The sequence below is a fragment of the Lichenicoccus sp. genome (genome assembly GCF_965276875.1).
In the GTDB taxonomy this organism is placed as follows: Bacteria; Pseudomonadota; Alphaproteobacteria; order Acetobacterales; family Acetobacteraceae; genus Lichenicoccus.
Window position 1 is genome coordinate 582,307 of record NZ_OZ255701.1, and the last position, 24,621, is coordinate 606,927.

26 protein-coding genes are annotated in these 24,621 nt (G+C 66.6%); 13 read left to right on the plus strand and 13 right to left on the minus strand.

Features of this window, described 5'->3' with window-relative positions; translation table 11 throughout:
- Positions 1-6 precede the first annotated feature (6 nt).
- The gene (locus ACQY4K_RS02885; RefSeq protein WP_428393264.1) at positions 7-1,398 is read right to left on the minus strand and encodes an LLM class flavin-dependent oxidoreductase; all 1,392 of its coding nucleotides are present in this window, start codon (positions 1,396-1,398) and stop codon (positions 7-9) included.
- Between the two features lie 213 nt (positions 1,399-1,611).
- On the opposite strand from ACQY4K_RS02885, the gene ACQY4K_RS02890 reads away from it, so the two are divergent.
- Together ACQY4K_RS02890 and ACQY4K_RS02895 are read left to right on the plus strand one after the other, a co-directional pair.
- Entirely contained in the window at positions 1,612-2,976 is a 1,365-nt protein-coding gene (locus ACQY4K_RS02890; protein WP_428393265.1) for an acyclic terpene utilization AtuA family protein, read from the plus strand.
- A 1-nt stretch (position 2,977) separates the two neighbouring features.
- Positions 2,978-3,295 (plus strand): DUF4387 domain-containing protein, encoded by a 318-nt coding sequence (locus ACQY4K_RS02895; RefSeq protein ID WP_428393266.1) that lies wholly within the window; start codon positions 2,978-2,980, stop codon positions 3,293-3,295.
- A 2-nt stretch (positions 3,296-3,297) separates the two neighbouring features.
- Here the strand turns inward: ACQY4K_RS02895 and ACQY4K_RS02900 are convergent, their stop codons facing one another.
- The 3 genes from ACQY4K_RS02900 to ACQY4K_RS02910 are packed head-to-tail and all read right to left on the minus strand — an operon-like array spanning position 3,298 to position 5,525.
- Positions 3,298-3,630 carry a DUF4387 domain-containing protein gene (locus tag ACQY4K_RS02900; RefSeq protein WP_428393267.1) on the minus strand — a complete coding sequence of 111 codons (333 nt, stop codon included), beginning with the start codon at positions 3,628-3,630 and terminating at the stop codon, positions 3,298-3,300.
- Between the two features lie 3 nt (positions 3,631-3,633).
- On the minus strand, positions 3,634-4,995 hold the full coding sequence (locus ACQY4K_RS02905) for an acyclic terpene utilization AtuA family protein (RefSeq protein WP_428393269.1): 1,362 nt from the start codon (positions 4,993-4,995) through the stop codon (positions 3,634-3,636).
- Positions 4,996-5,006: 11 nt separating this feature from the next.
- A complete protein-coding gene (locus ACQY4K_RS02910) occupies positions 5,007-5,525 on the minus strand; it encodes a flavin reductase family protein (RefSeq protein WP_428393271.1) in 519 nt (172 codons plus the stop codon).
- Positions 5,526-5,672: 147 nt separating this feature from the next.
- Here ACQY4K_RS02910 and ACQY4K_RS02915 point away from each other — a divergent pair, with 147 nt between their 5' ends.
- Positions 5,673-6,623: a LysR family transcriptional regulator gene (locus ACQY4K_RS02915; RefSeq protein ID WP_428393273.1), complete on the plus strand. Its 951-nt coding sequence runs from the start codon at positions 5,673-5,675 to the stop codon at positions 6,621-6,623.
- A gap of 33 nt (positions 6,624-6,656) precedes the next feature.
- Here the strand turns inward: ACQY4K_RS02915 and ACQY4K_RS02920 are convergent, their stop codons facing one another.
- Positions 6,657-8,033: an LLM class flavin-dependent oxidoreductase gene (locus tag ACQY4K_RS02920; protein ID WP_428393275.1), complete on the minus strand. Its 1,377-nt coding sequence runs from the start codon at positions 8,031-8,033 to the stop codon at positions 6,657-6,659.
- 317 nt (positions 8,034-8,350) lie between these two features.
- On the opposite strand from ACQY4K_RS02920, the gene ACQY4K_RS02925 reads away from it, so the two are divergent.
- Positions 8,351-9,769, plus strand: a complete 1,419-nt coding sequence (locus ACQY4K_RS02925; RefSeq protein WP_428393277.1) for an MmgE/PrpD family protein — start codon at positions 8,351-8,353, stop codon at positions 9,767-9,769.
- A 123-nt stretch (positions 9,770-9,892) separates the two neighbouring features.
- On the plus strand, positions 9,893-10,861 hold the full coding sequence (locus ACQY4K_RS02930; protein ID WP_428393279.1) for a SphA family protein: 969 nt from the start codon (positions 9,893-9,895) through the stop codon (positions 10,859-10,861).
- Between the two features lie 31 nt (positions 10,862-10,892).
- Here the strand turns inward: ACQY4K_RS02930 and ACQY4K_RS02935 are convergent, their stop codons facing one another.
- From ACQY4K_RS02935 to msrB, 4 genes are read right to left on the minus strand one after another with little or no spacing between them, the layout of a single operon-like run.
- Positions 10,893-11,675 carry a thioesterase family protein gene (locus ACQY4K_RS02935; RefSeq protein WP_428393281.1) on the minus strand — a complete coding sequence of 261 codons (783 nt, stop codon included), beginning with the start codon at positions 11,673-11,675 and terminating at the stop codon, positions 10,893-10,895.
- Between the two features lie 13 nt (positions 11,676-11,688).
- Complete coding sequence (locus tag ACQY4K_RS02940) at positions 11,689-12,141, minus strand: GNAT family N-acetyltransferase (protein ID WP_428393283.1); 453 nt, start codon at positions 12,139-12,141, stop codon at positions 11,689-11,691.
- A 1-nt stretch (position 12,142) separates the two neighbouring features.
- A complete protein-coding gene (gene upp, locus ACQY4K_RS02945) occupies positions 12,143-12,781 on the minus strand; it encodes a uracil phosphoribosyltransferase (protein WP_428393285.1) in 639 nt (212 codons plus the stop codon).
- A gap of 9 nt (positions 12,782-12,790) precedes the next feature.
- On the minus strand, positions 12,791-13,201 hold the full coding sequence (msrB, locus tag ACQY4K_RS02950) for a peptide-methionine (R)-S-oxide reductase MsrB (protein WP_428393287.1): 411 nt from the start codon (positions 13,199-13,201) through the stop codon (positions 12,791-12,793).
- A gap of 103 nt (positions 13,202-13,304) precedes the next feature.
- Here msrB and ACQY4K_RS02955 point away from each other — a divergent pair, with 103 nt between their 5' ends.
- The 7 genes from ACQY4K_RS02955 (at position 13,305) to ACQY4K_RS02985 (ending at position 20,225) form a co-directional block, all read left to right on the plus strand.
- Positions 13,305-13,481 (plus strand): hypothetical protein, encoded by a 177-nt coding sequence (locus ACQY4K_RS02955; protein WP_428393289.1) that lies wholly within the window; start codon positions 13,305-13,307, stop codon positions 13,479-13,481.
- A gap of 120 nt (positions 13,482-13,601) precedes the next feature.
- Positions 13,602-15,116 (plus strand): 2,3-bisphosphoglycerate-independent phosphoglycerate mutase, encoded by a 1,515-nt coding sequence (gene gpmI / locus ACQY4K_RS02960; RefSeq protein ID WP_428393290.1) that lies wholly within the window; start codon positions 13,602-13,604, stop codon positions 15,114-15,116.
- Positions 15,117-15,235: 119 nt separating this feature from the next.
- On the plus strand, positions 15,236-16,291 hold the full coding sequence (locus tag ACQY4K_RS02965; protein ID WP_428393292.1) for a murein hydrolase activator EnvC family protein: 1,056 nt from the start codon (positions 15,236-15,238) through the stop codon (positions 16,289-16,291).
- A gap of 87 nt (positions 16,292-16,378) precedes the next feature.
- On the plus strand, positions 16,379-17,779 hold the full coding sequence (locus ACQY4K_RS02970; protein ID WP_428393294.1) for a S41 family peptidase: 1,401 nt from the start codon (positions 16,379-16,381) through the stop codon (positions 17,777-17,779).
- A gap of 31 nt (positions 17,780-17,810) precedes the next feature.
- Complete coding sequence (locus tag ACQY4K_RS02975; RefSeq protein ID WP_428393296.1) at positions 17,811-18,833, plus strand: divergent polysaccharide deacetylase family protein; 1,023 nt, start codon at positions 17,811-17,813, stop codon at positions 18,831-18,833.
- On the plus strand, positions 18,820-19,341 hold the full coding sequence (locus ACQY4K_RS02980) for an RNA pyrophosphohydrolase (RefSeq protein WP_428393298.1): 522 nt from the start codon (positions 18,820-18,822) through the stop codon (positions 19,339-19,341). The genes ACQY4K_RS02975 and ACQY4K_RS02980 overlap by 14 nt, the downstream gene beginning before the upstream one ends.
- Positions 19,338-20,225, plus strand: coding sequence for an EamA family transporter (locus tag ACQY4K_RS02985; RefSeq protein WP_428393300.1), 888 nt, complete (start codon positions 19,338-19,340; stop codon positions 20,223-20,225). Before ACQY4K_RS02980 ends, ACQY4K_RS02985 begins: the two co-directional genes overlap by 4 nt.
- Here ACQY4K_RS02985 and ACQY4K_RS02990 read toward each other — a convergent pair.
- The 4 genes from ACQY4K_RS02990 to ACQY4K_RS03005 all read right to left on the minus strand — a co-directional run bounded on the left by ACQY4K_RS02990 (position 20,212) and on the right by ACQY4K_RS03005 (position 23,762).
- Positions 20,212-20,658: a type II toxin-antitoxin system VapC family toxin gene (locus ACQY4K_RS02990; RefSeq protein ID WP_428395930.1), complete on the minus strand. Its 447-nt coding sequence runs from the start codon at positions 20,656-20,658 to the stop codon at positions 20,212-20,214. The genes ACQY4K_RS02985 and ACQY4K_RS02990 overlap by 14 nt on opposite strands.
- Positions 20,634-20,840, minus strand: coding sequence for a type II toxin-antitoxin system VapB family antitoxin (locus ACQY4K_RS02995; protein WP_428393302.1), 207 nt, complete (start codon positions 20,838-20,840; stop codon positions 20,634-20,636). The genes ACQY4K_RS02990 and ACQY4K_RS02995 overlap by 25 nt, the downstream gene beginning before the upstream one ends.
- Before the next feature lie 58 nt (positions 20,841-20,898).
- The gene (locus tag ACQY4K_RS03000) at positions 20,899-22,689 is read right to left on the minus strand and encodes an ABC transporter ATP-binding protein (RefSeq protein ID WP_428393304.1); all 1,791 of its coding nucleotides are present in this window, start codon (positions 22,687-22,689) and stop codon (positions 20,899-20,901) included.
- 89 nt (positions 22,690-22,778) lie between these two features.
- Positions 22,779-23,762 (minus strand): HD-GYP domain-containing protein, encoded by a 984-nt coding sequence (locus tag ACQY4K_RS03005; RefSeq protein WP_428393306.1) that lies wholly within the window; start codon positions 23,760-23,762, stop codon positions 22,779-22,781.
- A gap of 216 nt (positions 23,763-23,978) precedes the next feature.
- Between ACQY4K_RS03005 and nth the strand changes: the two genes are divergently transcribed.
- Positions 23,979-24,620, plus strand: coding sequence for an endonuclease III (gene nth, locus ACQY4K_RS03010; protein ID WP_428395932.1), 642 nt, complete (start codon positions 23,979-23,981; stop codon positions 24,618-24,620).
- Position 24,621: the final 1 nt, after the last annotated feature.

The window sequence follows — 24,621 nt, forward strand, 5'->3', positions numbered from 1 at the left end:
CAGCCGTCAGGCCACCTTGTCCATCGCCTTGCGCGAGGGTGCGGCGTGCGTGACCACCGGCCGCTCGAGGCCGAGATTCTCCCGCAGCGTGGTTCCGGCATAGTCCGTATGGAACAGCTTGCGACGTTGCAGCTCGGGGATGACCAGCCGGCCGAAATCCTCGTAGGCGCCGGGGCGGTGGGTTGCGGCCAGCACGAACCCGTCGCAGGCCTCACCCGTGTACCAGGCCTCCATCTCATCGGCGATGTCATTGGCGGTGCCGCAGAACACGTGCATTTCGTTGATCGTGCCCCGCTTGCTGAACGTGATGAAGTCGCGCGGCGTCGGGTTTGCCTTGCCGCTCCGCTCAACCACACGCGCCTTCAGACCGAGATTGGCGCCGACTTTCGCCATCTGCGCGTCGTCGAGCGGCTGATCGAGACCCAATCGACTGAAGTCGTAATTGGTCACTTCCGCGATCAGCGTCAGGCTGTCCTCGGGTGCGGCAAGTGACTCGATGAAGGCGCGCTTTTCCTCGGCGATGGCGCGCGTCTCGCCAACGATGGTGAAGATGGCGGGGACGAGCTTCACCTGGTTCGGGTCGCGCCCTGCGTTGATTACCGCATCCTTGAGCTGTCGATAGGTTTGCCTGCCGGGTTCGAGTGCCTTGATGGAGCCGAACACGATCTCCCCCCAGCGCGCCGCGAACGCGAGGCCGCGGCCGCTCTGCCCCGCCTGCATGATCACCGGATGGCCCTGCGGCGACCGCGGCACCGTGAACGGCCCGCGTGACTTGAACCATCGCCCGGCATGGTCGAGGCGCCGGACTTTCGCCGGATCGGCGAACACGCCGCTGATCTGGTCGGCCGCGATCGCATCGTCTGCCCAGGTCGCCCAATGCCCCAGCACGACCTCGATGAATTCGTCGGCGCGGTCGTAGCGCAGGTCGTGCTCCAGGTGCTCGTCGTGGCCGAAGTTCGCCGCCTCGGCGTCGTTGAGAGACGTCACGACGTTCCATGCCGACCGTCCGCCAATCATCAGATCCAGCGTCGCGAACGCCCGGGCCACGTGGTAGGGCTCGAAATAGGTGGTGGAGCAGGTGCCGCCGAGACCAAGCTTGTCGGTCGCCATGCCCATGACGGTCAGGATCGGGATTAGGTCCAGCTTCACGGCGCGGATGCCGTGGCGTATCGTGTCCTCGAAATTGTCGCCCAGCTCCGGCATTGCCAAGCGGTCATCGAAGAACGCCAAATGGAACTTGCTTTCCTCGAGCGTGCGCGCGATCCGCTGATAATGTTTGGCGGTCAGAAAATCCGTGGGCGCGGCCGGGTGCCTCCAGGAGCCGGGATAGTTGCTGCAGTTCTGCGCCTGCAGGAAGGCGACCATCGCCATGCCGCCGCGCTTGTCTTTCTGACCCATGTCATCTCCGGTACTTAGCCTTCAGCCCAGCAAGGCCGGAAGCGCCGCGGACGGCAATTCGATTCCCGCTATGGGTTCTTCGAAACGGGGAATGAGCGGACCTATCATCTCCACCTATCGCATCTTAGCGACGATTGATGGGCCAGGTCCGCGCTGTCTGGCCCATAAAGGTACGGCCGTCGCAAGAACGTGGCAGCGAGGGATACGTCCGTAGTGTCAAAGCAAGAGCTGAAGATCCTTACCCCGACCGGCATGTTCGGCTACGGCATTCCGGCCGAACATTTCTGGCGCGGCGTCGAGCGCGGCCCGGATATCATGATTGTCGATGCAGGCTCCACCGATCCCGGTCCCTATCTGCTTGGCCTGGGCAAAATGATCGTGGACCGGCAAGCCTATTTGCACGATCTCGGACTTGTGCTGCAGGCCGTGGCCGAACGCCGCATTCCGCTGATCATCAGCTCCGCCGGCGGCTCGGGCATCGATGCGCATGTGGATCAGATGATCGATCTCATCCGCGGCATTGCTTCGGCACGAGGCTGGACCTTCAAGGTCGCGGCCATCTATGCCGATATCCCGCGCGACGTGATTCACGAGCGCCTGGATGGCGGCCGCATTGCGCCATGCGGCTCCTCCGGCGACCTGACCCACGACGCCATCGACGACGCCACCTCGATCGTCGCACAGATGGGCGCTGAGCCATTCGCGCGCGTGCTGGCCGAGCACGCCGACGTGGACATCATCGTCTCAGGCCGTGCCTACGACCCGGCGCCGCATGCCGGCTTCTGCATGGCGCACGGCATCGATCCCGGCGTGTACTGGCATATGGGCAAGATCATCGAATGCGGCGCGGTGTGCGCCGAGCCCAAGGGTCGCGTCATCCTGGCCACCGTCCGCCGCGACAGCTTCGATCTCGAGCCGATGAACCCCCTGGAGCGGTGCACCCCCACCTCCGTCGCCGCCCACACCCTGTATGAAAAGACGCGGCCCGACCTGCTTCCCGGACCTGGCGGCGTGCTGGATTTGCGGCAATCGCGCTATGAGGCCCTGGACGAACGACGGGTGCGCGTAAGCGGCAGCGTCTTCGTGCCTTCCGACCAGTATGCCGTCAAACTGGAAGGTGCCGCCGTGGTGGGGCATCGCACGATCTTCATCGGTGGCATCCGCGATCCCATCCTGCTGGCCCAGCTCGACGACTTTCTCGCCAGGGTCAGCAAGCATGTCGGCTCGTTCTTTGCCCAACTGGGCACCGGCGAGGCGACGATGCTGTTCCACGCCTATGGCCGCGACGCCGTGATGGGCGAGCTGGAGCCGCTGCGCCACCTCGTCCCGCACGAAATCGGGCTGCTGGGCGAGGTCACCGCACCCACGCAGGAGCTGGCCAACGCAATTTGCAGCCAGGCACGCATCACCGTGCTGCACATGCCCTATCCGGGGCAGCTTGCGACCGCCGGCAACTTCGCCCTGCCCCTGAACCCGCCGGAGAACCCGATCGGTCCGGTCTGCCGCTTTACCATCTATCACCTGATGGAGGTGGACAGTTCGGAAGAGCTGTTCCGCGTCCGCATCCACGAGGTCTGACATGCGCAACGCCTTGCTGAAGGACATCGCCAAGGTCATACGCAGCAAGAACTCGGGACCGTTCGAAATCACCTTCGACGTGATGTTTGACGACGAGGCTGCCTACCACCGGGTCAAGAACAGCGGCGCGCTGGATCAGGCCAAGCTGGAACGGCTCTACAACGTGCCCGCCACTGACGTAATCGTCTGCATGTTCTTTGATCCGGCGCTCGCCTTCAAGCTGACGCTGCGACGCCGCTGGGCGCAGGGCAGCGTCGGCGAGCGCGACACGTTCGGCGCCCAGCAGCATGCGCCATTGTTGGATATCGAAGTGCCGTAGAGCTATGTGCGGGGTGCCGGCACGCGCAGGTCGAGCAGCGGGGCATGCTGCTGCGCGCCGAAGGTATCGATTTCGCCGACGCTACCCTGCGCCACCGGCCGCCGGATCGTCAGCTTGAAGGCGAGTGCCGGATCGAAGAACTGGAAGTTCGTAATGTCCGCTCCCGAGACGCCATAAAGCGCGCCGAGGCTCTCGCGCGTGACCGCGCCACTCGCCTTGACGTGCTCGTAGAGGTCGCGGCGGTCAAACAGCACGTCGAAGGTAATCTCGAAGGGACCGGCATTCTTGCTGCGGACCACCTTGGCGATGTCGCGGATGCGGACCGTGTCGGGCATCGCTCAGATCTCCAGGTGGCTGATCGGGAACAGCGCGTCGGGGCTTGCCACTTCCATCAGGTGATAGAGATTGAACGCGCAGACCGGGCCGATCTCGTTCTCCAGCGGTGTCAGCGGGAAGGCCATGTTGCCGCCGGTTGCGAGTTGCCCGGCGTAAGGCGCGTGCAGGCAGGCCACGCGCGCCGAATCGCAGATCGCGTTCGCGATCTCCCGGGTTGGGCCGATCGCCTCGGCCAATATGCAGAGTTCGAGCGGCTCGAACTGCTTGACCGGCTCGAGTGCACCCACGACCCCGTTCTTGCCGTAGACGTGGAACACCAGACGGGCGCTGCCGTCGGCCAGCGATGCGTGGTGGCCGGTGGTGTATTGGCGCACCCGTTCGAGATAGGTGTCGACCTGGGCGATCAGGATCGGGTCGCGGATGCCGCCGATGAAGATTGTCCGATGGCCGACGATCTTCGCCCCTTCCAGCTTGACCGTATAGGCTGGTGACGGGCGAAAGATGCTGCTTCTGACCCGGACCGTGCGGTCATCGACGGCTTCATAGACCGCCGATCCCAGATCGAGCGTGCCGCCCGGTCCGGCCAGCAGGTCGGCGCGCGACTTCTCATAGAGCGTATGGGCGGCGACCGACAAAGGCGTGCAGCGCTCCTGCGGGCTCATCGGGGTGAGGTCGAAACTGTCCTTGCGCACGGTGGCGACGATCACCCGCCCCTTCGGCTCGGCGCACACGCCGCCGCACTCCATGATCTTGCCCATGTGCCAGGCGATCCCCGGATCGACACCGCACCTGAGGCAGAGTGCGGCATAGGGGGCGGGATCGTAGGCCCGTCCGGCGACGATGATGTCGAGGCCTGGGTCCTCGTCGAGCGCGCGCATGAACGGCTCGGCGCCCATCTGGGCCACGATGTTGGTGGCGTCGTCGATATCATGGTCGGTCAGCGGCGGCACCGGACCGCAGGGTGAGACGCGGCCCTCCGCCAGGCCCTGCCTGATCACCGCCTTGGGCATGTCGGCGTAGATCGACGCGGCCCGCAGCCGATAGGCTTTCGAGGCCGCGATCTCGCGGACGATATCCATGATGAAATCGACATGGGCGTTGGTGCCGGTGCCACCGGCCGAGCCGATCAGGACCGGGATCTTGTGCCTGGTGCTGGCGGCGAGCATCGGCTCGAGATCGCGGAGATAGGCGGACCTGCTGCAGGTCGAATGGCCGAGAGCGAGTTCGTGCGGACCGTTATCGGTCGAACCGGAATCGATCACGATCGCGTCGACGCCTTCCTCGATCCCTCTCCAGAAATCGTCCAGCGGATAGCCATAACCGAGCATGCCGACCGGCGTGATGATCTTCAGCGGCGGCGACATCGATCCTTCTCCTACGCGTAGAGGCCGTTGCGATAGACAAGACTGGCGTCATCCGGGCCCAGCCGCACCGACCGCACCCGCCCGACGATCGCCTTGTGGCTGCCGAAGGCCATGCTCCGCTCGGCCGTGCAGACCAGGTTCACGGGCGCACCGGCGAGCCATGGCGGCCCGTCCGCCTCGATGCGCCATGCGGGATCAGAGAAACGCGGGCGCCCGCTCGGCTTGCGGGAGAAGGTGACCGCCATCGCCTCATGCCTGCTGCCCAGCAAGGTAAGGCCGAACGATGTTCCCTCCGCGAGCGCGGACGCCATCGAGGCGGCCTGGTTGACGCAGACCAGCACCGAGAGCGGATCCATCGAGAACGACGTCAGGGCCGTGATCGCCATGCCGTTGGCATCGTCATCGCAGCCACGGCTGATGATCCAGACGCTGGCGGCGTGGCGGCGCATCGCCAGCCGGAATGCGTGCGCGGTCTCCTCCGCACGCTCGAGAACGTCGCCTGCTTGGCTCGCGGGAAGATCGATTGGCACGGTGTATACGTCCCTCCCTGGAGAATAGAGCGTCGGCGTTCCTCATGCGGCATCCAGGCGCGCAGGTAAAATGCCGACCTGCTATCCGGCTATAGGCTTTTCGAATAGAAGGACGTGCCGACCGGATATGAGGAGTTCTGGCCTTCCATGGTGGTTTTACCCGGCGGGGTCGAGCGACATCGTTTCGACATCGGCCTTGAAGACCTGCAAACGTTCCTCGCCGTGGCCGAGCTTGGCAGCTTCAGTGGTGCCGCGGAACACCTCAATTTGTCGCAGCCATCGATCAGCAATCGTGTGCGCCGGCTGGAGGAAAAGCTGATGGTCCGCCTGCTGGACCGAACCACGCGACGAGTCGAGCTCACCCAGCACGGCCAATTGCTGTATCGCGAGGCCTCCGAGACGCTGCGCGGCCTGCGCAACCTGTTCCAGGCCTTCAACAGCGACGCCCTGGCGCGCGACCGCCAGGTCAACGTTGCCGCGACGCTGATGGTCGCGACCCTGGGACTGCCTCCCTTGCTGCGGCGCTTTCAGGATATGAGCCCGTCGACCAGCGTGCTGCTGCACGACCTGATGCCGATGGAGGCGCTCGATCAGGTCATGGATGGGCGCTGCGACCTGGCCGTCATGGCACTGGCCGAGCCCCAGAAGAACGCGAGCTTCGAGCCGCTGGTCTCGGACCGCTGCGTGGTCGTCACCAGGCTCGGTCATGCCTTGCTGCGGCACGAGGCAGCACCCCTGGCGGAAGTGCTGAAGTATCCGCTGCTCAGCCCGGACTGGCATGTGGGCCTGCAGCGGGCGATCATCGACGAGGCCGAGCGGCGTCATCTGACCGTCCGCCTGGCACCCGAGGCCGAAGGCGTGCACAACATGATCACCCTGCTCGCCATGGCCGCCGCCGGCCTGGGTGTTTGCATCCACCCGCGCGCGTTCATCCCGCAGGAGCTCAAGCCGACGATTGGCATGGTCGCGTTCGCGGATTGCGAGATCGTCCGCACGTTCGGCATCGTCACGGCTGATCACCGGCCGCTTTCACCATCGGCCAGACGATTCCGGGACTTTCTTCGAACGGCCGCCAAGGTGGCATCGAGTTCATCGTAACGCGACACTGGTCGTCCTGGCGCCAACAGGCGATCAGAGTACGCGTCGATCCCCAGGAGACGGGCGAGCGCCGGCCAGGGGCCGCGCCAGCCCCAGCGTCTCGCGCAGGGTGGTACCCGGATAGTCGCGCCGATGCAGCCCTCGACGTTGCAGTTCAGGCACGACCAGGCGGACGAAATCCTCGTAGCTGCCTGGTGTGTAGCCGGCGGCCAGGACGAAGCCGTCGCAGGCACTCTCGAACCAGGCCTCGAGCTCATCGGCGACCTGCTTGGGCGATCCGGTGAAGACCGGCCCTTCGCGCAACGTTCCGCGTCCCGAGGCTTCGACGAAGTCGCGCACGGAGGGGTTTTTCTTGCCGGACTTGGCGATCACCCGGTCGCGCAGGCTCTGCCATGAAACGGCGGCGAGTTCCTCGTCGGTGAACGGCGCGTCGTACTCGCGCGCGGCGAAGTCGACGTTCAGCACTTCGCACAGCAGGGTCAGTCCGTCGATCGGTCGCGACAGGCTCTCGATAAAAGCGCGCTTCTCGGCAGCCTGGTCGGCCGATTCCGCGACAACGACCCCGATCGCAGGCGCCACACGGATGCTGTCGGCATCACGGCCCATCGCCTCGGCCGCCGCGCGCAGGCCGGCATATTGCTTGCGGCCGACTTCGAGGTTCGGATAGCCGGCAAAGATCAGCTCCGCCCAACGACCGGCAAAGCGTTGGCCGCGTCCGCTGGCACCTGCCTGCAGCAGAACCGGATGGCCCTGCGGCGAGCGTGGCACCGTGAGCGGCCCGCGCGTGCGAAAGAACTGTCCCTGGTAATCAAGCCGGTGGACCTTGCTCGAATCGGCAAACCGATCGGCTGCCTTGTCGACGAGCAGTGCGCCGTCCTCCCAACTGTCCCACAGACCGAGAACCGCCTCCATGAACTCGTCGGCGCGGTCGTAGCGCAGATCGTGGTCCATATGCTCGGCGCGACCGAAGTTTTCCGCCTCCGAATCGTTCAGCGAGGTCACGATGTTCCAGGCCACGCGGCCACGCGTCATCAGGTCGAGGGTCGCGAACAGGCGCGCGACATGATACGGCTCGTAATAGGTCGTGGAGTAGGTGGCGCCGAGCCCGAGACGCGAGGTGACGGCGGCCATCGTCATCATCACCACGGTGGGATCCATCTTGACCGCGCGGATGCCGTTCTCGACCGTCGCGCGATGATCCGCGCCATAGATATCCGGCATCGCCAGCCGGTCGTCGAAGAAGGCGAGATCGAATTTGCCGTCCTCGAGCGTGCGTGCGATGCGTTGGTAATATTCCGGCGTTGTAAAGTCCGGCGTCGAAGCCGGATGCCGCCATGACCCGGCATAGTTGGTGCAGTTCTGTGCCTGCATGAAGGCAATGAGGCTCATCTGGCGATTGGTTCTGCTCATGGTGCCCCTGATGCTGGACGCATTATGCTACTGGGCACACGGATGACCGTATTGCCGGCGTGATGACAGGTCGCATACGACTCCCGGCCCATCCCACCGATGCGTGTGCGCCAGCTCGATCGCTGCTGCAAATGGACACTCGTTATATGTCGATAGTACACGGCTATAAGCTTACCCGTTGAGGGGCTTGCGAGGCTCGGTCGTCACTGCGGACGCACCCCTATTCAGAAAAACTATAAATAAATAGCCAAGTCCCATTTGTCCGGTCCGACGCGGCGATAGACAAGTTCAAGCGTATCAGATCTGGAAGACGCACGATGGGTGCCGCAGCCGACATCAAACCCGACGCAGCCATGGCGGGCGTCCCCGGCACCCCGTCAATGTCCGCGTCCTTGGCGGATTTCGCGCTCGGCCTGCGGCTGGAGGATGTGCCCGTCACATTGGTCGCGAAGTGCAAGGGCCATCTGCTGGATGGCTTGGGCATCGCGCTGGCGTCCTCTGGATTTGAATTCGCCGAACCGATCCTCAAGGGTGCCTCGGCACTCGGCCGCGGCACGGACGCGCATTGTCTGGCCAGTGGCGCGGCCCTGCCGGCGGCCGGGGCGGCGCTGGTCAACGGCACCCTGATCCACGGTCTCGACTTCGACGACACCCATATCGGCGCGATCTACCACGCGACCGCGCCGGCGCTGGCCGCGGCGTTGGCGGCAGGCGAGGCCGCGGCGGCGGACGGTCGGTCGTTGCTGACCGCCACTATCGCGGCGATGGAGATCGGTTGTCGTCTGGCGCGCGCCGCCGAGGGCGGATTTCACGACCGCGGCTTTCATCCGACCGCGCTGTGCGGCGCCTTCGCCGCGGTGTTCGCCGCCGGGCGGCTGATGGGAGCAGACCGCGCCGAACTGGTCTCGGCAACCGGACTATGCGGCAGCATGGCCGCGGGCCTGCTCGAACTCAAGGACTCCTGGCTCAAGCGCATGCACCCTGGTTGGGCGGCGCATAGCGGGGTTGCCGCGACCAGCATCGCGATGAGCGGCTTCAAGGGGCCGCCGACGATGCTGGAGGGCGGACATGGCTTCTATCACGCTCATCTCAGTCACGGCCCGGGTGAAAGCGTCTCGCCGGTTCGAGCCCTTGGCGACGAATGGCTGATCGCCGGAATCGCGCTCAAGCCTTATCCCTGCTGCCACTTCATCCATGGTTTCGTCGATTGCGCGCTGCATCTGCGCGACCAGGTGGCGCTCGATGAGATCGAGAGCATCGACTGCCCGCTCTCGCCGCGCCTGCATCATATGGTCTCAGGGCCGAGCCGCCCCGCGGACCCCTACTCGGCGCTTTTCAGTACGCCCTATGTCGTCGCCCTCGCTTTGGTGACCGGCAGGATCGACCTCGCGGCCTTTCACGACCGCGGGGTGCGCGATGCGGCGGTGCTGGCGCTATCCGATCGCACCACGTGCAGCGAGGACCGGACGAGCGACTTCCCGATCCATTTTCCGGGCGAGGTCCGGATCACCCTCAAGAGCGGTCGGGTCGTCATGCATCGGGTGGCGACAAGCTTCGGGACCCCCGAACGGCCACTCAGCACGAGCGACATCGAAGCAAAGTTCATGGCCAACGCCACGCGGGTGATGAGCAGGAACGAGGCGGAGCGGATTGTCCGTTCTGTGTCCGAAATTGAGAGCATGAAGAGTGTGTCGGAACTGCTGGAGATGTGTCGGGTGAGCTCGGCTGCCTCATAAAGAGCCCGTCACAGGCGTGCGACGCGGTTTTTCTGGGCCGGTTGTTTAACCTAAAGGCAATTCAGCACACCTATACCGGACGTAGTCAACTACGTTCATGAAACAATAAATCAGGGGACGTCGATGAAATTTACCAGGGTTCTGACCGGTCTGGGTTTTGCGGTTATATTCAGTCATCAGGCGTATGCCGTAGAAGGTGCCGTCTACGGAGGCCCGATCGGCGGAACTGATATTCGCAACGCCTATATTCCGCCGAGAACCGGGCTTTATGGTGGAATTGCCGACGTGCCAGCGATCATCGGGCAGTACAACGGCAACAATGGTGGGCAGAGCAGGACCATACGTTCGGTCAACTTCGTATCGAACGTCACCGCGATCGGCCTGGAATACGTCTACCCGTTCAAGCTATTTTCCGGCTACATCGCCACGACCGCGCAGGTTGGCTATCTTAATTATTCGCGGTTTGCCGCCAACAACGTCATTAATCAGCGTAGCGCCGGCTGGGGAGATATGTATAGCGACATCTTGAAGTGGAGCCGATATCTCGGAACGCCGGCAACACCGGGCCCGGGCCGGACACCCCTTCCCTACGGATTGACGGTGATGGCTGCATACTCAATGACGTTTCCCATTGGGTCATATCAGCCGCAGAAGGCGGTGACGCCGGGACACAATGATTATTTCGTCAGTCCCAATTTCGCCGCGACATATTTGACGAAGCCGAACTTCCTTGGTGATGGCGTCGAACTCGACGGGCATCTGTTCTACGACCACGCGCTCGAAAATCCGTATAACCATTATCGGGACGGCGATATCATCAACCTGGACTTCGCCGTGGGCGAACGCCTTGGTCGATGGACGTTCGGCGCCACCGGCTTCGCCGCGGCGCAGCTTGGTCACGACCTGCGCGAAGGGCAACCGGTGCCGCTCCACGGCGACTATTTCGACGCCGTCAAGGCCGGGCCGATCGTCAGCTATGATGTCCCCAAGCTCGGGATGCAGTTCAAGGGGAAGATTCTGTTCCCGGTCTACACCAAGAACACCTTGTTCGGCACCACCGCGGTCGTCGTCGCGGCCTTTACGCTGCTTTGACCGGCTTCCGGTGCCCGCGCCCATATAAATATTAGATAAACACCGCGACGTTCTGCTGAGCGGTGATCAGCGGCGCGCCCGTCTCGTCCCAGATCGTCATGTTCTGGCTGGCATAGCCATCGGCGACGCTTTCGCCGCGAGACCTGATCAAACGCCAGCCCGCGTGCGACGGGACGGCAATGATGTTGATCGCCCAGGTGATCGTGCTGATCGGCGCGGGGCGGTCGAACATCGCCATCGCCGCCGGTGGCGGCGCGTCCGCAAGCGCCAGCAGGGCCACTATCGGATCCGCTCCGGACGTCTCATGGTGCCGGACCCAAAGCAGGAGGTCCGGCACCGGTGCCCCGGAGACCGGGAAATGCTCGCCTGCCTGGCGCATGTCGAAATGCTGCATGAAGATCGGCGCACCGCCACCGCGCAGGAAGTTCACGCAGGCGTCCGGGTGCTGCGACGCGGGTGCGGGGATGTCCAGATATGAGAGGGCGCTCGCCCGCGCCGCACCGAAGGTCAGGATGCCGCGCACCGCGAAGCCCACGTCGCCGCTGAGGTCGACCCCCACGGAGACGCTCGACTTGCCCTGGCGCAGGACCGTCGGACAAACCGACAGGCTACCAGACGCGGGTCCCGCGAAGCTGAAATGCGCGCTGCGCAGCGGCGGCAGGTTGGACAGGCTGCGCAGCGTCGCCTCCAGGCACAGGGCCGCCGAAAGACCGCCATAGAGTGTGCGCCCCTGCAGCCAGTCCGGCGTCGCCTCGATGACGAAACCCGGCCCGTCTGGGGTCAGCCTTTGCAGCAGTGAGGAGAAGTCCGGCATGGAACATACTCCTTCAGAGGTTTGCGGTGGCGGCCGATCGGTCCAGGGTCATCCATCCGGGATCGGAGCCGTCCTGGCGAAAGCCGTAGCGTCGATACAGCCCGTGCGCATCGGCGGTACGGAGCGTCCAGTGCGAGACTGTGGCGAGTTCGGGATGCGCGAGGATCGTCTCCACCAGTGCGCGGCCGAGCCCGCGGCCACGTGCCCTGGCGGCGATGACGAGGTCGCCAAGATGGGCGCGAAGCGTGCAGTCGGTCAGCAGACGGGCACAGCCGATCTGTGCGCCGCCCGGCGCGTAGACGCCAAAGCACAGACAATTCGCCCAGCTCCGCTCGGTGAGTGCGCGCGGCCTGTCGCAAGCCCAGTAGGTTTCCGCCAGGGCCGCGAGGACGAACCCCATATCGAGGCGCCCTCGTTCATCGCTGATGACGCTGCCGTCCGGCAGGCAGACGACGTGCGGCCGCATCTCACTTGGTGCCGAACAGCCGGTCGCCGGCGTCGCCAAGCCCGGGACGAATATAGCCGTTCGCGTCGAGTTCGCGGTCGATCGCGGCAGTGATCAGTCTGACGTCGGGGTGTGCCGAGGTTAGGCGTGCGATCCCCTCGGGGGCGGCGAGCAGGCAGACGAAGATGATCCGCGCAGCACCCGCGGCTTTCAGGCGCGCGATGGCGGCGGCCGCGCTGTTGCCGGTGGCCAGCATCGGGTCGACGACGATGCAGCAGCGTTCGGCCATGTCGTCCGGCAGCTTGAGATAGTATTCGACCGGCTCAAGTGTCGCGTGGTCGCGATACAGGCCGATATGGCCAACGCGAGCCGCCGGCACCAGATCGAGCATGCCGTCGAGCAGGCCGTTGCCGGCACGCAGGATCGACACGAAACAGAGCTTCTTGCCGGACAGCAGATAACCCGTCATGCGCTCGAGCGGGGTGTCGATCGTGACCGGCTCGAGCGGCAGGTCGCGGGTCGCCTCGTAGGCCATCAGCAGGCTGATCTCGCGGGCGAGCCGCCGGAACCCTGCCGTCGAGGTGCTCGCCTGGCGCATCCGGGTGAGCTTATGACTCACCAGCGGATGGTCGAGCACGACGACTTCGGCGGCTGGTTGCATACAGCAAGGCTATCCGCCGGCGGGCACGAAATCCAGCGACACCCCATTCATGCAATAACGCTCACCGGTCGGCTGCGGACCGTCAGGAAACAGATGGCCGAGATGGCCCTTGCATTGCGCGCAATGCACCTCGATCCGGCGCATGAACAGGCTGCGGTCCTCCTGTGTCTCGACCGCGCCTTCAATCGGCGCAAAGAACGAGGGCCAGCCGCTGCCGCTCTCATACTTGGTATCGGAGCGGAACAGCGGCTTGTTGCAGGCGGCACAATGGAACAGCCCGTCGCGCTTTTCGTAGTTCAGCGGGCTGGCACCGGGCCGCTCGGTGCCGTGCTCGCGCAACACACGGTACTGCTCGGGTGTGAGCCTGTCGCGCCACTTCCGCTCGTCGTCGGCGTCGGTCCTGATGGGTGTGCTGCTCATGCCTTGGCGCTCCTTTGATTGCCTGGTGTGAGATGGGGTCGAGCGCGCGGAAACCCAGGGCCGCGCCCGGTCTTGGATACATGTCACCGAGGAGCACCCAGCCATGTCCGACACCCTCTCGCCTCTCGACACGCAACCGGAAGAAGAGCGCATCGATGAGGGCGTCGAGGAGACGTTTCCGGCGAGCGACCCGCCGGCCACTGGCGGCAGCACCGGTCCGGACGACGGCAGGGACAGCGGCGATGGACCGCCTGGAATACGGCGTATGGCCACCGGATGAGCCACACGTCCAACGTCGACAAGCCGACCGCTTCATTGCCGACCTGACAGGGAAGCCGATCGATGCGATGCTCCGCGTGCAATCAGGCGGGTAGCAGCCATGGGCCATCGCAAACCAGCCATGCTGGTCATCCTCGACGGGTTCGGCTGGCGTGAGGATGATGCCGACAATGCCGTCCGGATGGCCCGGACTCCGCAATTCGACCGGCTCTGGGCGGAGGGTCCGACCGCGTTCCTGCGCACCTGCGGCCGCGATGTCGGCCTGCCCGACGGGCAGATGGGCAATTCCGAGGTCGGCCATCTGAATATCGGCGCCGGCCGGGTGGTGATGCAGGAACTGCCGCGTATCACCCATGCCTTTGAGACCAATGCCGTCGCCTCGATGCCAGCGATGGAGGGGCTGATCGCCCGCTTGCGAGAGACCGGCGGCACCTGCCACCTGCTCGGCCTGGTCTCGCCGGGTGGGGTGCACGCGCACCAGGACCATGCCGCAAGCCTGGCCCGGCTGTTGCACGAGGCAGATGTCCCGGTGGTGCTGCACGTCTTTACCGACGGCCGGGACACGCCGCCGCAATCCGGTCGCGGGTTTCTGGCGCGGCTTGCGGCGGGTCTGCCCGCGGACGTGGCGATCGGCACGATCAGCGGCCGCTATTTCGCCATGGACCGGGACAATCGCTGGGACCGGGTTCAGCGCGCCTATGACGCCATCGTCTCCGGGGAGGGCCCACGCGCCGATGGTCCGGACGCCGTGCTGGCAGGCGCCTATGCGGTGTCGGTGACCGACGAGTTCGTGCCGCCCACGGTGATCGGCGACTATCGCGGCATGCAGGACGGTGACGCAGTGCTGTCATTTAATTTTCGCGCCGACCGTATTCGCGAACTGCTCGACGCCCTGCTCGATCCGGACTTTGCGGGCTTTGCGCCCGCGCGCCGGCCGCAACTCGCCTGCGCCGTCGGCATGACCCGCTACAGCGACCGTCTCGCCGGCCGCATCGAGGTGCTGTTCACGCCGCAAAGCCTCGACGATCTGCTTGGCAACATCGTCTCGGCCGCGGGGCGACGGCAGTTGCGCATGGCCGAGACCGAGAAATATCCGCACGTCACCTATTTCCTCAATGGCGGACGCGAGGCGGTGCTGCCCGGCGAGGACCGGATCATGGTGCCCTCGCCGAAGGTCGCGACCTACGACCTGCAGCCGGAGATGTCGGCGCCCGAACTCACCGACCGCGCGGTCGAGGCGATCGGCTCCGGGCAGTACGACCTGATCGTGCTGAATTTCGCCAACCCCGACATGGTCGGCCACACCGGTGACCTTCAGGCTGCGATCCGCGCGGTGGAGACCGTCGATACCTGTCTGGGACGGATCGCACGCGCACTCGATGCCGCCGGCGGGGTGTTGCTCGCCACCGCCGATCACGGCAATTGCGAGATGATGCGCGATCCCGAAACCGGCGCTCCACATACCGCGCATACGCTCAACGTGGTGCCGGTGCTGCTGTCCGGTCTTTCGGGGGCATCGTTGCAGGACGGCCGCCTCGCCGATCTGGCTCCCACCCTGCTCGCTTTAATGGGCTTGGCGCAGCCGGCGCTGATGACCGGCACATCGCTGCTGGCCCCCGCCGCCAGCCGCACCTGAACCGGTCGGCGCGGCTGCTTGCCCCGGGCGCCCTGCTGCTCGCAGGCGTGATGGCAGGCCACACGGCGGCAGGATGGGGGGCGGCAGGACGGGGGGCGACGCACAACGCGGCTCGACACATGGCTGCATCGCAAGCCAGACGCCACCGCGCCGAAGCCGACGCGTTGTCGCAGCAGGCGCGCAACGCGGCGCGACACCTGCGCCACACCGAAGACCTGGCCGCGGCGACGCAAGCCCGGATCGACGCCCTGGACACGCGCCGGCGCGATCTGCAGGCGGCATTGAGGCGCGAACGCGCGGGCCTCGAAGCCCTGCTGCCGCTGGCCTTGCGGCTGTCGCTGTATCCGGCGGAGACCCTGCTCGCGGCCCCCACCGATCCGGCCAATACGCTGAGCGGCCTGGCTGTGCTGCGCGGGCTCGGAGCACAGCTGCAAGCGCGCACCGAGGCGCTGCGCGCGCACCTGCACGAGATCGACCGGCTGAGTGCCACGCTGCGGGCGCAGGATCGCGGCCTCATGTTGCTCAGGCACGAGCAGGCGGCGCGCGGCGCGCAGGTCGAGGCGCGCGCGCAGGCAGCGGCAGCCGCACAACAGACGGCGCAGGAAGCCGTCGATCGCGCAGCACGCGCGGCGGCCGCCGACGCAGCACACGCCGCCGATCTGAAGGGTGCCATCGCCCGTCTGGCGGCGACAGAGCAAGCGGCGGCGGCACGGTTCCAGCGCGCGGCGCGTGCGGCGCGCGCGCAAACCGCCACAGGTTCGGGTCTCACCAGCCGCGCGCCCAGGAACGCCCAGATCATGGCCCCGGTGGCGGGAGCAATGGTGCAACATTGGGGCGCGCATACCGACGCGGGTCCGGCGCACGGCGTCACCTACGCCCCGCCGGCGCTGGCTGTGGTCACCGCGCCCTGCCGCGGTCAGGTCGATTTCGCCGGCCCGTTCCGCTCCTACGGCCATCTGGTGATCCTCGATTGCGGGCACGGATACCGCTTTGTGCTGGCGGGACTGGACCGGCTGGATGTCGCGATCGGTCAGACCTTGCGCACGGGCGCACCGCTGGGGCGGATGCCGGACTGGCATGCGGATAGCAAGATCGGCAGGCCGGCACTGTATGTGCAGCTGCGCCACGGCAGCGAGGCGGTCGATCCGATGGGCTTCCTGGGACGCGGGTCGTGACGGCGATGTCGCAGAACAGTGGCAAGACGCCGCAATGTCCCTCATGATGGATCTGCCCATGATTGGCGCCACTGGGAGAGAGTTCGGATGAAATTGCGCACTGGCCTGTTGCTCGGCGCGGCCTTTGCCGCCGGCGTCGCGGCGGGCCCCGATATCGGTGGCCTGGTGTGGCATCGTGGTGGCTCCCTGACGGCCGCCTTGATGGCCTCAGCCCGAGCCGACGAGGCCGGGCAAGCCAACGCCCATGCCGAGACCTACCGGCTGCTGACCCTGTTCGGCGACGTCTTCGAACGCGTGCGCGCCGATTATGTCGAGCCGGTCACCGACCGCACGCTGATCGACAATGCGCTCGACGGCATGCTCTCCGGCCTCGATCCGCACAGCGCCTACATGACCGAGAAGCAATATGCCGACATGCAGGTGCAGACCCGTGGCGAGTTCGGCGGCCTCGGGCTGGAAGTCACCGGCGAAAGCGGGCTGATCAAGGTCATTACGCCGATGGACGGCACACCCGCGGCGCACGCCGGCATGAAGCCGGGCGACCTGATCCTGTCGGTCAACCAGAAGAGCACGGACGGGATGTCGCTCAACGACGCGGTCGACAAGATGCGCGGTCCACCGGGCTCGACCATCACCCTGGGCATCAAGCGCCCCGGCGTCGCCAAGCCGTTCGACGTCAGTCTGAAACGTGAAATCATCCATCTCGAGACGATCAAATCGGCACTCTACGGCAAGGTCGGCTACATCCGAATCGCGCAGTTCGACGAGGAGACCGACTCCGGCCTGCGCGCCGCCTATGCCAAGCTCAGCAAGCAGGCCGGCGGCAGCCTGTCGGGCCTGGTGCTGGATTTGCGAAACGATCCGGGCGGCCTGCTGGAGCAGGCGGTGGATGTGTGCGACGACTTCATTACCTCGGGCGAGGTCGTCTCGACCCGCTCGCGTCACCCGCAGGACAGCGAGCGGATGAACGCGCACGGCGCGGACATCACCGACGGCGCCCCGATCCTGGTGCTGATCAACCAGGGCACCGCGTCAGCCAGCGAAATCGTCTCCGGCGCCCTGCAGGACCATCAGCGCTCGGTGACCCTGGGGCAGCGCTCGTTCGGCAAGGGCTCGGTGCAGACCCTGATCCCGTTCCCCGGACACGGCGCCATCCGATTGACCACGGCGCGCTACTACACACCCTCGGGACGCTCGATCCAGGGACTCGGCATCACCCCGGACATCAAGGTGCAGGAGAGCCGCGACGACCTCGCCCGCTTCCTGCCGCGTGAGTCCAATCTCGACCACACCATCACCAACCAGGGCGGCACCGGGGTGGCCCCACCCCGCGCAGACCTGCCGGCAATCGCCAAGACCATCCCGGAAAAGCCGCCCGCCAACTGGCCGGCGTTCGATCCGACCAAGCCCTCGACCGACTTCCAGTTGCAGCAGGGTCTGAAGGTGATCCATGCGATGATCGCGGAGCGCCAGCACGCCGGACCCTGAACGACGCAAGCCTGCAGGAAACCCCGCACGCTTGGGATGGTTGCCACGGTCGCGCGCCGGGCGGGCGCTGCTGGCCTTCTGGGCGGTGCTGCTGATTGCTGCACTTGGCGTCGCGGGGACACTGCAATGGCTGGGGCCGCCGCCCCCGCGCGCCGTGCCCAGGCCTATCGGCACAAAGCATTCAGGTGCCCCGGTGCCAGGTCCGCCGCCGCACGCGGAGCCCGCCGTCCCGGAGTCCGCGCTGCTGGAGCCAGCACCTCTGGTCAAGGGCGGCATGATACCACGGATCGCCGCCGACGGACGCCAGGCCCGGACGGTCTACGCCGCGGCGACGCCGGCAGTGCCGGCTGGCTTCAAGCGGGTTGCCATCCTGCTGGACGGTATGGGTCTGTCATCGGCGGCAAGCCTCGATGCCATCGACACGCTACCTGCCGCGGTGAGCCTGGCGGTCTCCCCCTACGCCGTCGCCCCCGCGGCACTGCTGAAGGCCGCGCGCGAGGCGGGCCACGAGATCCTGTTGTCATTGCCGATGCAGCCGGCCGGGGCACCGCTCGACGACGAGGGTGGCTTCGCCCTGACCGAGCAGGTCAGCGACGCAACGAACCTTACCCGCCTGCAATGGGCACTCTCGCGCTTTGCCGGCTATGCCGGCGTCACCAACGCCTTTCTCGGCATGGCCGGGACGGGGTTCGCGGAGTCCGAGCAGTTCGACGACGTTACCCGGCGCCTGGGCCGGCGCGGATTGTTCTACCTCGATGCGACTGCGGGTGCGAAGCCGCCGGTCGGGGTCGCCTGGGTGGACGCCGACCTGCGTCTGGACGATCCGCCGGATGCCGCCACCATCGACCGGGGGTTGGCGGCACTCGAGCGACTGGCACGCCGCAAGGGCAGCGCCATAGGCGTCGCCGGGCCGATCTTTCCGGTCACCGTTACACGTCTGGCCGATTGGGCGCACGGCCTGCGAGCGCGTGGCCTGGTGCTGGTGCCGGTGAGCAGCCTGGTGCATGACCCTGTTACCGCGCAGCAAGGGATGGTTCAGCATGGTCCCCGGTGACGTCGAGGATGCGTTCGCCCACCTGCCCTACCGTCCGAATGTCGGCGCCGCCTTGTTCAACCGCGACGGGCTGGTGCTGGTGGCGCGACGTGCCGACCTGCGAAACGGTTCGCGCGTGTGGCAACTGCCGCAGGGCGGCATCGATGCGAACGAGGCGCCGGCTGCCGCGGTGCTGCGCGAACTGCGCGAGGAGATCGGCACCGACCAGGCCGAGATCATCGGCGAGCATCCCGATTGGCTGTCCTACGATCTGCCGGCGCACCTGATCGGCCGCTCGCTCGGCGGCCGCTACCGAGGTCAGCGCCAGCGCTGGTTCGCGCTGCGCTTCACCGGCTCGGACTCCGATATCCGGCTCGATCTCGACCCGCACCCCGAGTTCGATGCCTGGAAGTGGCTGGAACTGGCGGCGCTGCCGGCCCAGGAGGTCGGCTTCAAGCAGGCCATCTACACGATCCTGGCGATCTCGTTCGCGCCGTTTGCGGTGCCTGTCGGCGCGCGATCTCGGTGAGGTCCGCCGGCGCGCCAGCGGTGCTCGCGGCGCCAGCCTTGCTCGCGGCCATCGTCTCGTTCCAGATCGGTGCGGCCCTGGCCAAGTCGTTGTTCACAGCCCTCGGGCCGTTCGGCGTGGCGGGGCTGCGGATCGGGCTTGCGGCCGTGCTGCTCGCCGCCATCTGGCGACCGTGGCGGCGGCTGTCGGGCGCCGCCTCGGGGGGCGTGGCCAAGCAAGGCGCGATCATCGCCTACGGCCTGTCGCTCGGGGCGATGAACCTGTGCTTCTACCTGGCGCTGGCGCGGCTGCCGCTGGGGATCGCGGTGGCCATCGAGTTCACCGGACCGCTGGCCCTTGCCGTTTTCGGCTCGCGACGCAGGCTGGACCTGCTCTGGGCGGCCCTCGCGGCGCTGGGGCTCGCGCTGCTGCTGGCACCGCGCACGTCGCTGCGCGGTCTCGATCCGATCGGCATCGCATTCGGCTTTCTCGCCGGCCTGGGCTGGGCGCTCTACGTTCTCGCCGGCCAGAGGATTGACCGAGAGCTGCCGGGCGGCCAGGCGACGGCCCTTGGCATGGCGGTCGCGGCCGTCGTCATCGTGCCGTTCTGCCTGCCGGCAATGGTGCCGGTGCTGCATCGCCCCGTACTGCTGGCCGCGGCCCTGCTGGTGGCGGTGCTGTCCAGCGCCCTGCCCTACGCGCTCGAACTCTTCGCCCTGCGTCGGATGACGGCGCGCGGCTACGGCGTGCTGAGCAGCGTGGACCCGGCGCTGGCCGCATTGTCCGGGCTGGCGTTGCTTGGCGAGCAGCTCTCGGCCTGGCACTGGCTGGCGATTGGCTGCATCGTGCTGGCCTCGGTGGGCAGCACCCTGGCCGCCGACGCGCCGAAGATCATACCGGCGTGAAAGTGGTTGGCGTGAAAGTGGTTGGCGTGAAAGTGGTTGGCGTGAAGCCAACACCGAGCCTGGTGGCGGCGGCAGCGAGGCGGCGGTCCCGGGTCCAGAGGGCAGCGTCGCGCGTCAGCAGGCTGGATGCGAGCAAATGCGCGTCGATGAACCCGATGCCGATATCGTAGAGGCGATGCCGCTCAATCAGATGCCGTACCTCGTCGTTGCCGGCTATGGCAACCTGCGGCAGACCGTCGAGGGCCGCGAGGATTTGCCCCCGCTGCCTGAGTGAGCCAAGGGCGAGTTCGTTAATGATGAACGGGTGGCCGAGCACGCGGCAGTCCTGTAGCAACGTCTCGAGCCCAAGGTCACCGGCGCGGAGATGGTCGATCCAGACCGATGTATCGGCCAGGATCAGGCCCGCGATTATACCGCCCCGCCGCGATCGGATTGGCGGCGGGGAATGGCCTCGAGTCCGGGCTCGCTGCCGCCGAGACGTGCCAGCCGTCGCGCGCTCTCGCGCTCGATCAGCGCGCCGAGTGCCTCACGCACCAGGGCCGTACGCTCGCGCTGGCCGCTGAGGGTCTGGGCGCGTTCCAGCAGCTCGTCGTCGATGGCAAGGGTGGTACGCATCGCAATCTCCATTCAGGCATCTCAAATGGCACCGAATGATGTCAATGGCAATGCCTATCTATTCAGCAACGAGTCCCAAGGCCTGTCGATCGAACAGACGCCGGTAGAGCCCGTCCGGATGGCGCAGCAGGGCGGCGTGGCTGCCGTCCTCGACCAGGCGTCCATGCGCGAACACCAGGATCCGGTCCAGGGCGATAACAGTGGAGAGCCGGTGCGCGATTACGATCACCGTGCGGCCGCGCATCAGCCGCTGCATCGCCTCCTGCACCAGCGCCTCGGAGTCGGAGTCCAAGCTGGAGGTCGCCTCGTCGAGCACCAGGATGCGGCTGTCGGCAAGAAAGGCGCGGGCAATGGCGATGCGCTGGCGCTCGCCGCCCGAGAGCTTGACGCCGCGCTCGCCGACCAGGGTGGCGTAGCCCTCCGGCAGGCGGGCGATGAAGCCGTCGGCGTTCGCCTGCGCCGCTGCCCGTGCGATCTCACCGTCGCTGGCACCCGGCCGGCCATAGGCGATGTTCTCAGCCAGCGAGCGATGGAACAGCACCGGCTCCTGCGGCACGGTGGCGATCTGCGCGCGCAGGCTTTCCTGGCGGACCAGGGCGACGTCCTGGCCGTCGATCAGGATGCGCCCGGACTGCACGTCGTAGAGTCGCTGGATCAGCTTGACCAGGGTGGACTTGCCGGAGCCGGAAGGGCCGACCAGCGCCACCCGGCTGCCGGCGGGAATATCGATCGACAAATCCTCGAACAACGGCGTCGGATGGGCGCCGTAGCGAAAGCCGATCCGCTCCAGACGCACAGCACCACGGCTGATCGCGATTGCCGCGGCACCTGTTTTATCGGCGACCCCGGGCGGCTCGGCGAACAGTGCCACCAGCTCCTCCATCTCGTTGACGGCGCGCTGCAGTTGGCTGACCTGCTGGCCGATATCGCGCAGATAGCCCTGCACCAGGAACACCAGGGTCAACACGTAGGCGATATCGCCGGCGCCGGCGCGGCCGGCGCGCCAGAGCAGCAAAGCGGCGCCGATCACCACGACCCGCAGCAGCAGCAGGCAGGCCGCCTGGATGTTGCCGCTGTTGGTGCCGCGTATCCAGGTGCGCGCGGTGCGGCCGTTCCAGCGTTGCAGCACGCGGGCCAGGCGGCGATCCTCGCGCGCCTCGGCGCCGAACGCCTTGACCACCGGATTGCAGGTGATGGCGTCCGCCAGGGCGGCGCCGACACGGGTGTCCCAGCGATTGGACTGGCTGGCCGAAGGCGCGACATAGCGCAGGGTAAGCAGGCACGACACGGTCGCGAACCCGGCCGCGCACAGCCCGAGCAGCGCGCCCATCAGCGGCCAGCGCAGGAACAGCACCAGGGTGGTGCCGACCAGCACCACCAGTTCCGGCAGCAGCATCAGCAGCAGCGTGTCGTCGAGCATGTCGATCGCCCACATGCCGCGGGTCAGGCGGCGCACCGTGCTGCCGGCGAAGCTGTTGGCGTGCCAGTCCGAGGAGAACCGCTGCACCCGCGCGAAGGCCTCGGAGGCGACGTCGCTCATGATCCGCAAGGACAGCCGGGTGATGCCGAGAAAGCCGGCGCGGCGTCCGAGCAAGGCGAGGATGCCGAGCCCGGCCAGGGCGCCGAGCAGCCAGGCCGCGTGCGTGAGCGTGCCGTGCTGGGTCACCGTCGACACCAGGCGGCCGGCGAGGACCGGGGTGACCACGTCGGTTCCGGTCGCCAGCGACATACCGAGCGCCACCGCCAGCAGCGGCCGCGGATTGCGACGCCACTGCCGCAACAGGAAGCCGAGCACGGCGGCAAAGCCGGAGCCTTGCCGGCTGGGCGGATCTAAGCGGGGTGTGGTCACGCTCGGTCGTCCTGCTGCGCGCGCCCCCGCTTCGCACCGGGGCGGCGTTCTCTACAGCAGGGGCAAGCGAAAAAGCCAGGATTGGTTTATCACATCGCCATCGGTTTGGGATGCATCGGACGCAACGAAGCCGGAGGCTGCCAGCCGGCGACCGCGGGCGCACGCGGGCGAATGCCAGCCTTCGCTCCGCGTGCGGCGATCATGCCGGGCAGGTCGGCCAGCAGCAGGCTGACCAGGCGCGGATCAAACTGGGTGCCGGCGCGCGCCCGCAGGCTGCCGGCGAGAGAGGCGACCTCGGTGGGGACTGCAAGAATACGGTCGAAGGTCTCGGCCAGGGCGACGACACGGCTGGTCAAGGGGATTTGCTCGCCAGCCAGGCCGGTCGGATAGCCGCTGCCGTCCCAGTTTTCATGGTGATGCAGAGCGATATCGGCGGCGAGGTCGAGCATCGGCTCGCGGCTATGGGCCAGCATGCGAAAGCCGATGCGGGTATGGTTCTGCAGCAGACGCCATTCGTCGGGCGCCAGCGCCGCGGTGGGCAGCGCGCGCTCCTTGCTAAGGATTGCCTCGGGAACACCGGCTTTGCCGATATCGTGCAACGAGACGGCGGCCAGCAGGTCGCGGGCGTAAGCGGGATCGAAGCCGGCGGCAAGTGCGAGCCGCACCGCGACCTGTGCGATGGCGTCCTCGTGGCTGTTGCCGGCACCATGCAGGCGGCGAACCAGGTGGTGCGCGCTGACCCTGGGACCAGCGATGCCGCGCCACGCCGTGCAGCCGCCGGCGCCAATCCCGGCGAGCCCGACGCAGAGCAGCACCGAGAGGAGAAGCGGGGCGCCGAGCAACGGGGACGCGGTGTCGCCGTGCAGGCCCAGGAACAGGATGGCGACGCCAAGCAGCATGCCGAAGGCCAGCGGCTTGACGAGGTCGCCAAGGCCGATCAAGGGACGCAAGCCAGGGCTATGCAAACGACGACCAATGGCGAAGCTGGCGAGATAACCGGCTATGCAAAGGAGGCCGCTGAGCGCGGTGGTGGTGACGAGAATGGCTTCGCGCGGCGCGTGGAACACGGACATCAAGCCCCCGATGAGCCCAAGCTCTTGCAATCTTCCTTAACGAAAAAATTACGATAACCCTTTCACCACCGCAACACTCAAGTGCGGTTACGCGAGAATTTTTTTGCCGTTCACCCTCAGGTTGTTCCAGGGCATGAGATTGCATCAATATGTTGCGCCGCACAAAGCAAGAGGTGCTGCTTGAAACCCGCCGCCAAGCCCGCGCCCCGCGCCGTGATGTCGCGCCCGCATGCGCGCCGCTTCATCGAGGCCCTGGCCCGCGCCAACCCGGACCCGCAAAGCGAACTGACCTACGTCGACCCGTTCACCCTGCTGGTCGCGGTCGTGCTGTCGGCGCAGGCGACGGACGCCTCGGTCAACAAGGCCAGCGTGGGTTTGTTCGCAGCAGGCCCCGATCCGGCAGCGATGGTCGCCCTCGGCGAGGCCGGAATCGCTCATCATATCCGCAGCATCGGGCTGTGGCGCACCAAGGCCCGCCATGTCGCCGCCCTGAGTGCCGCCCTGATCGCCAAACACGGCGGCATTGTGCCAAGCGATCGCGCTGCGCTGGAGGCGCTGCCCGGGGTCGGCCGCAAGACCGCCAATGTCGTGATGAACGTGGCTTTCGGGCAAAGCACGATGGCGGTGGATACACACATATTCCGCGTCGGCAACCGCACCGGCCTCGCCCCAGGCAGCACGCCGCGTGCCGTCGAGGCGAAGTTGCTGGCGCAAATCCCGGCGGCGATGCTGCGCCCGGCGCATCACTGGCTGATCCTGCACGGACGCTACGTCTGTAAGGCGCGACGGCCGGAATGCTGGCGCTGTGCCGTCGCCGACCTGTGCCGCTACATGGACAAAACGCCGGCGCCATCCTGAG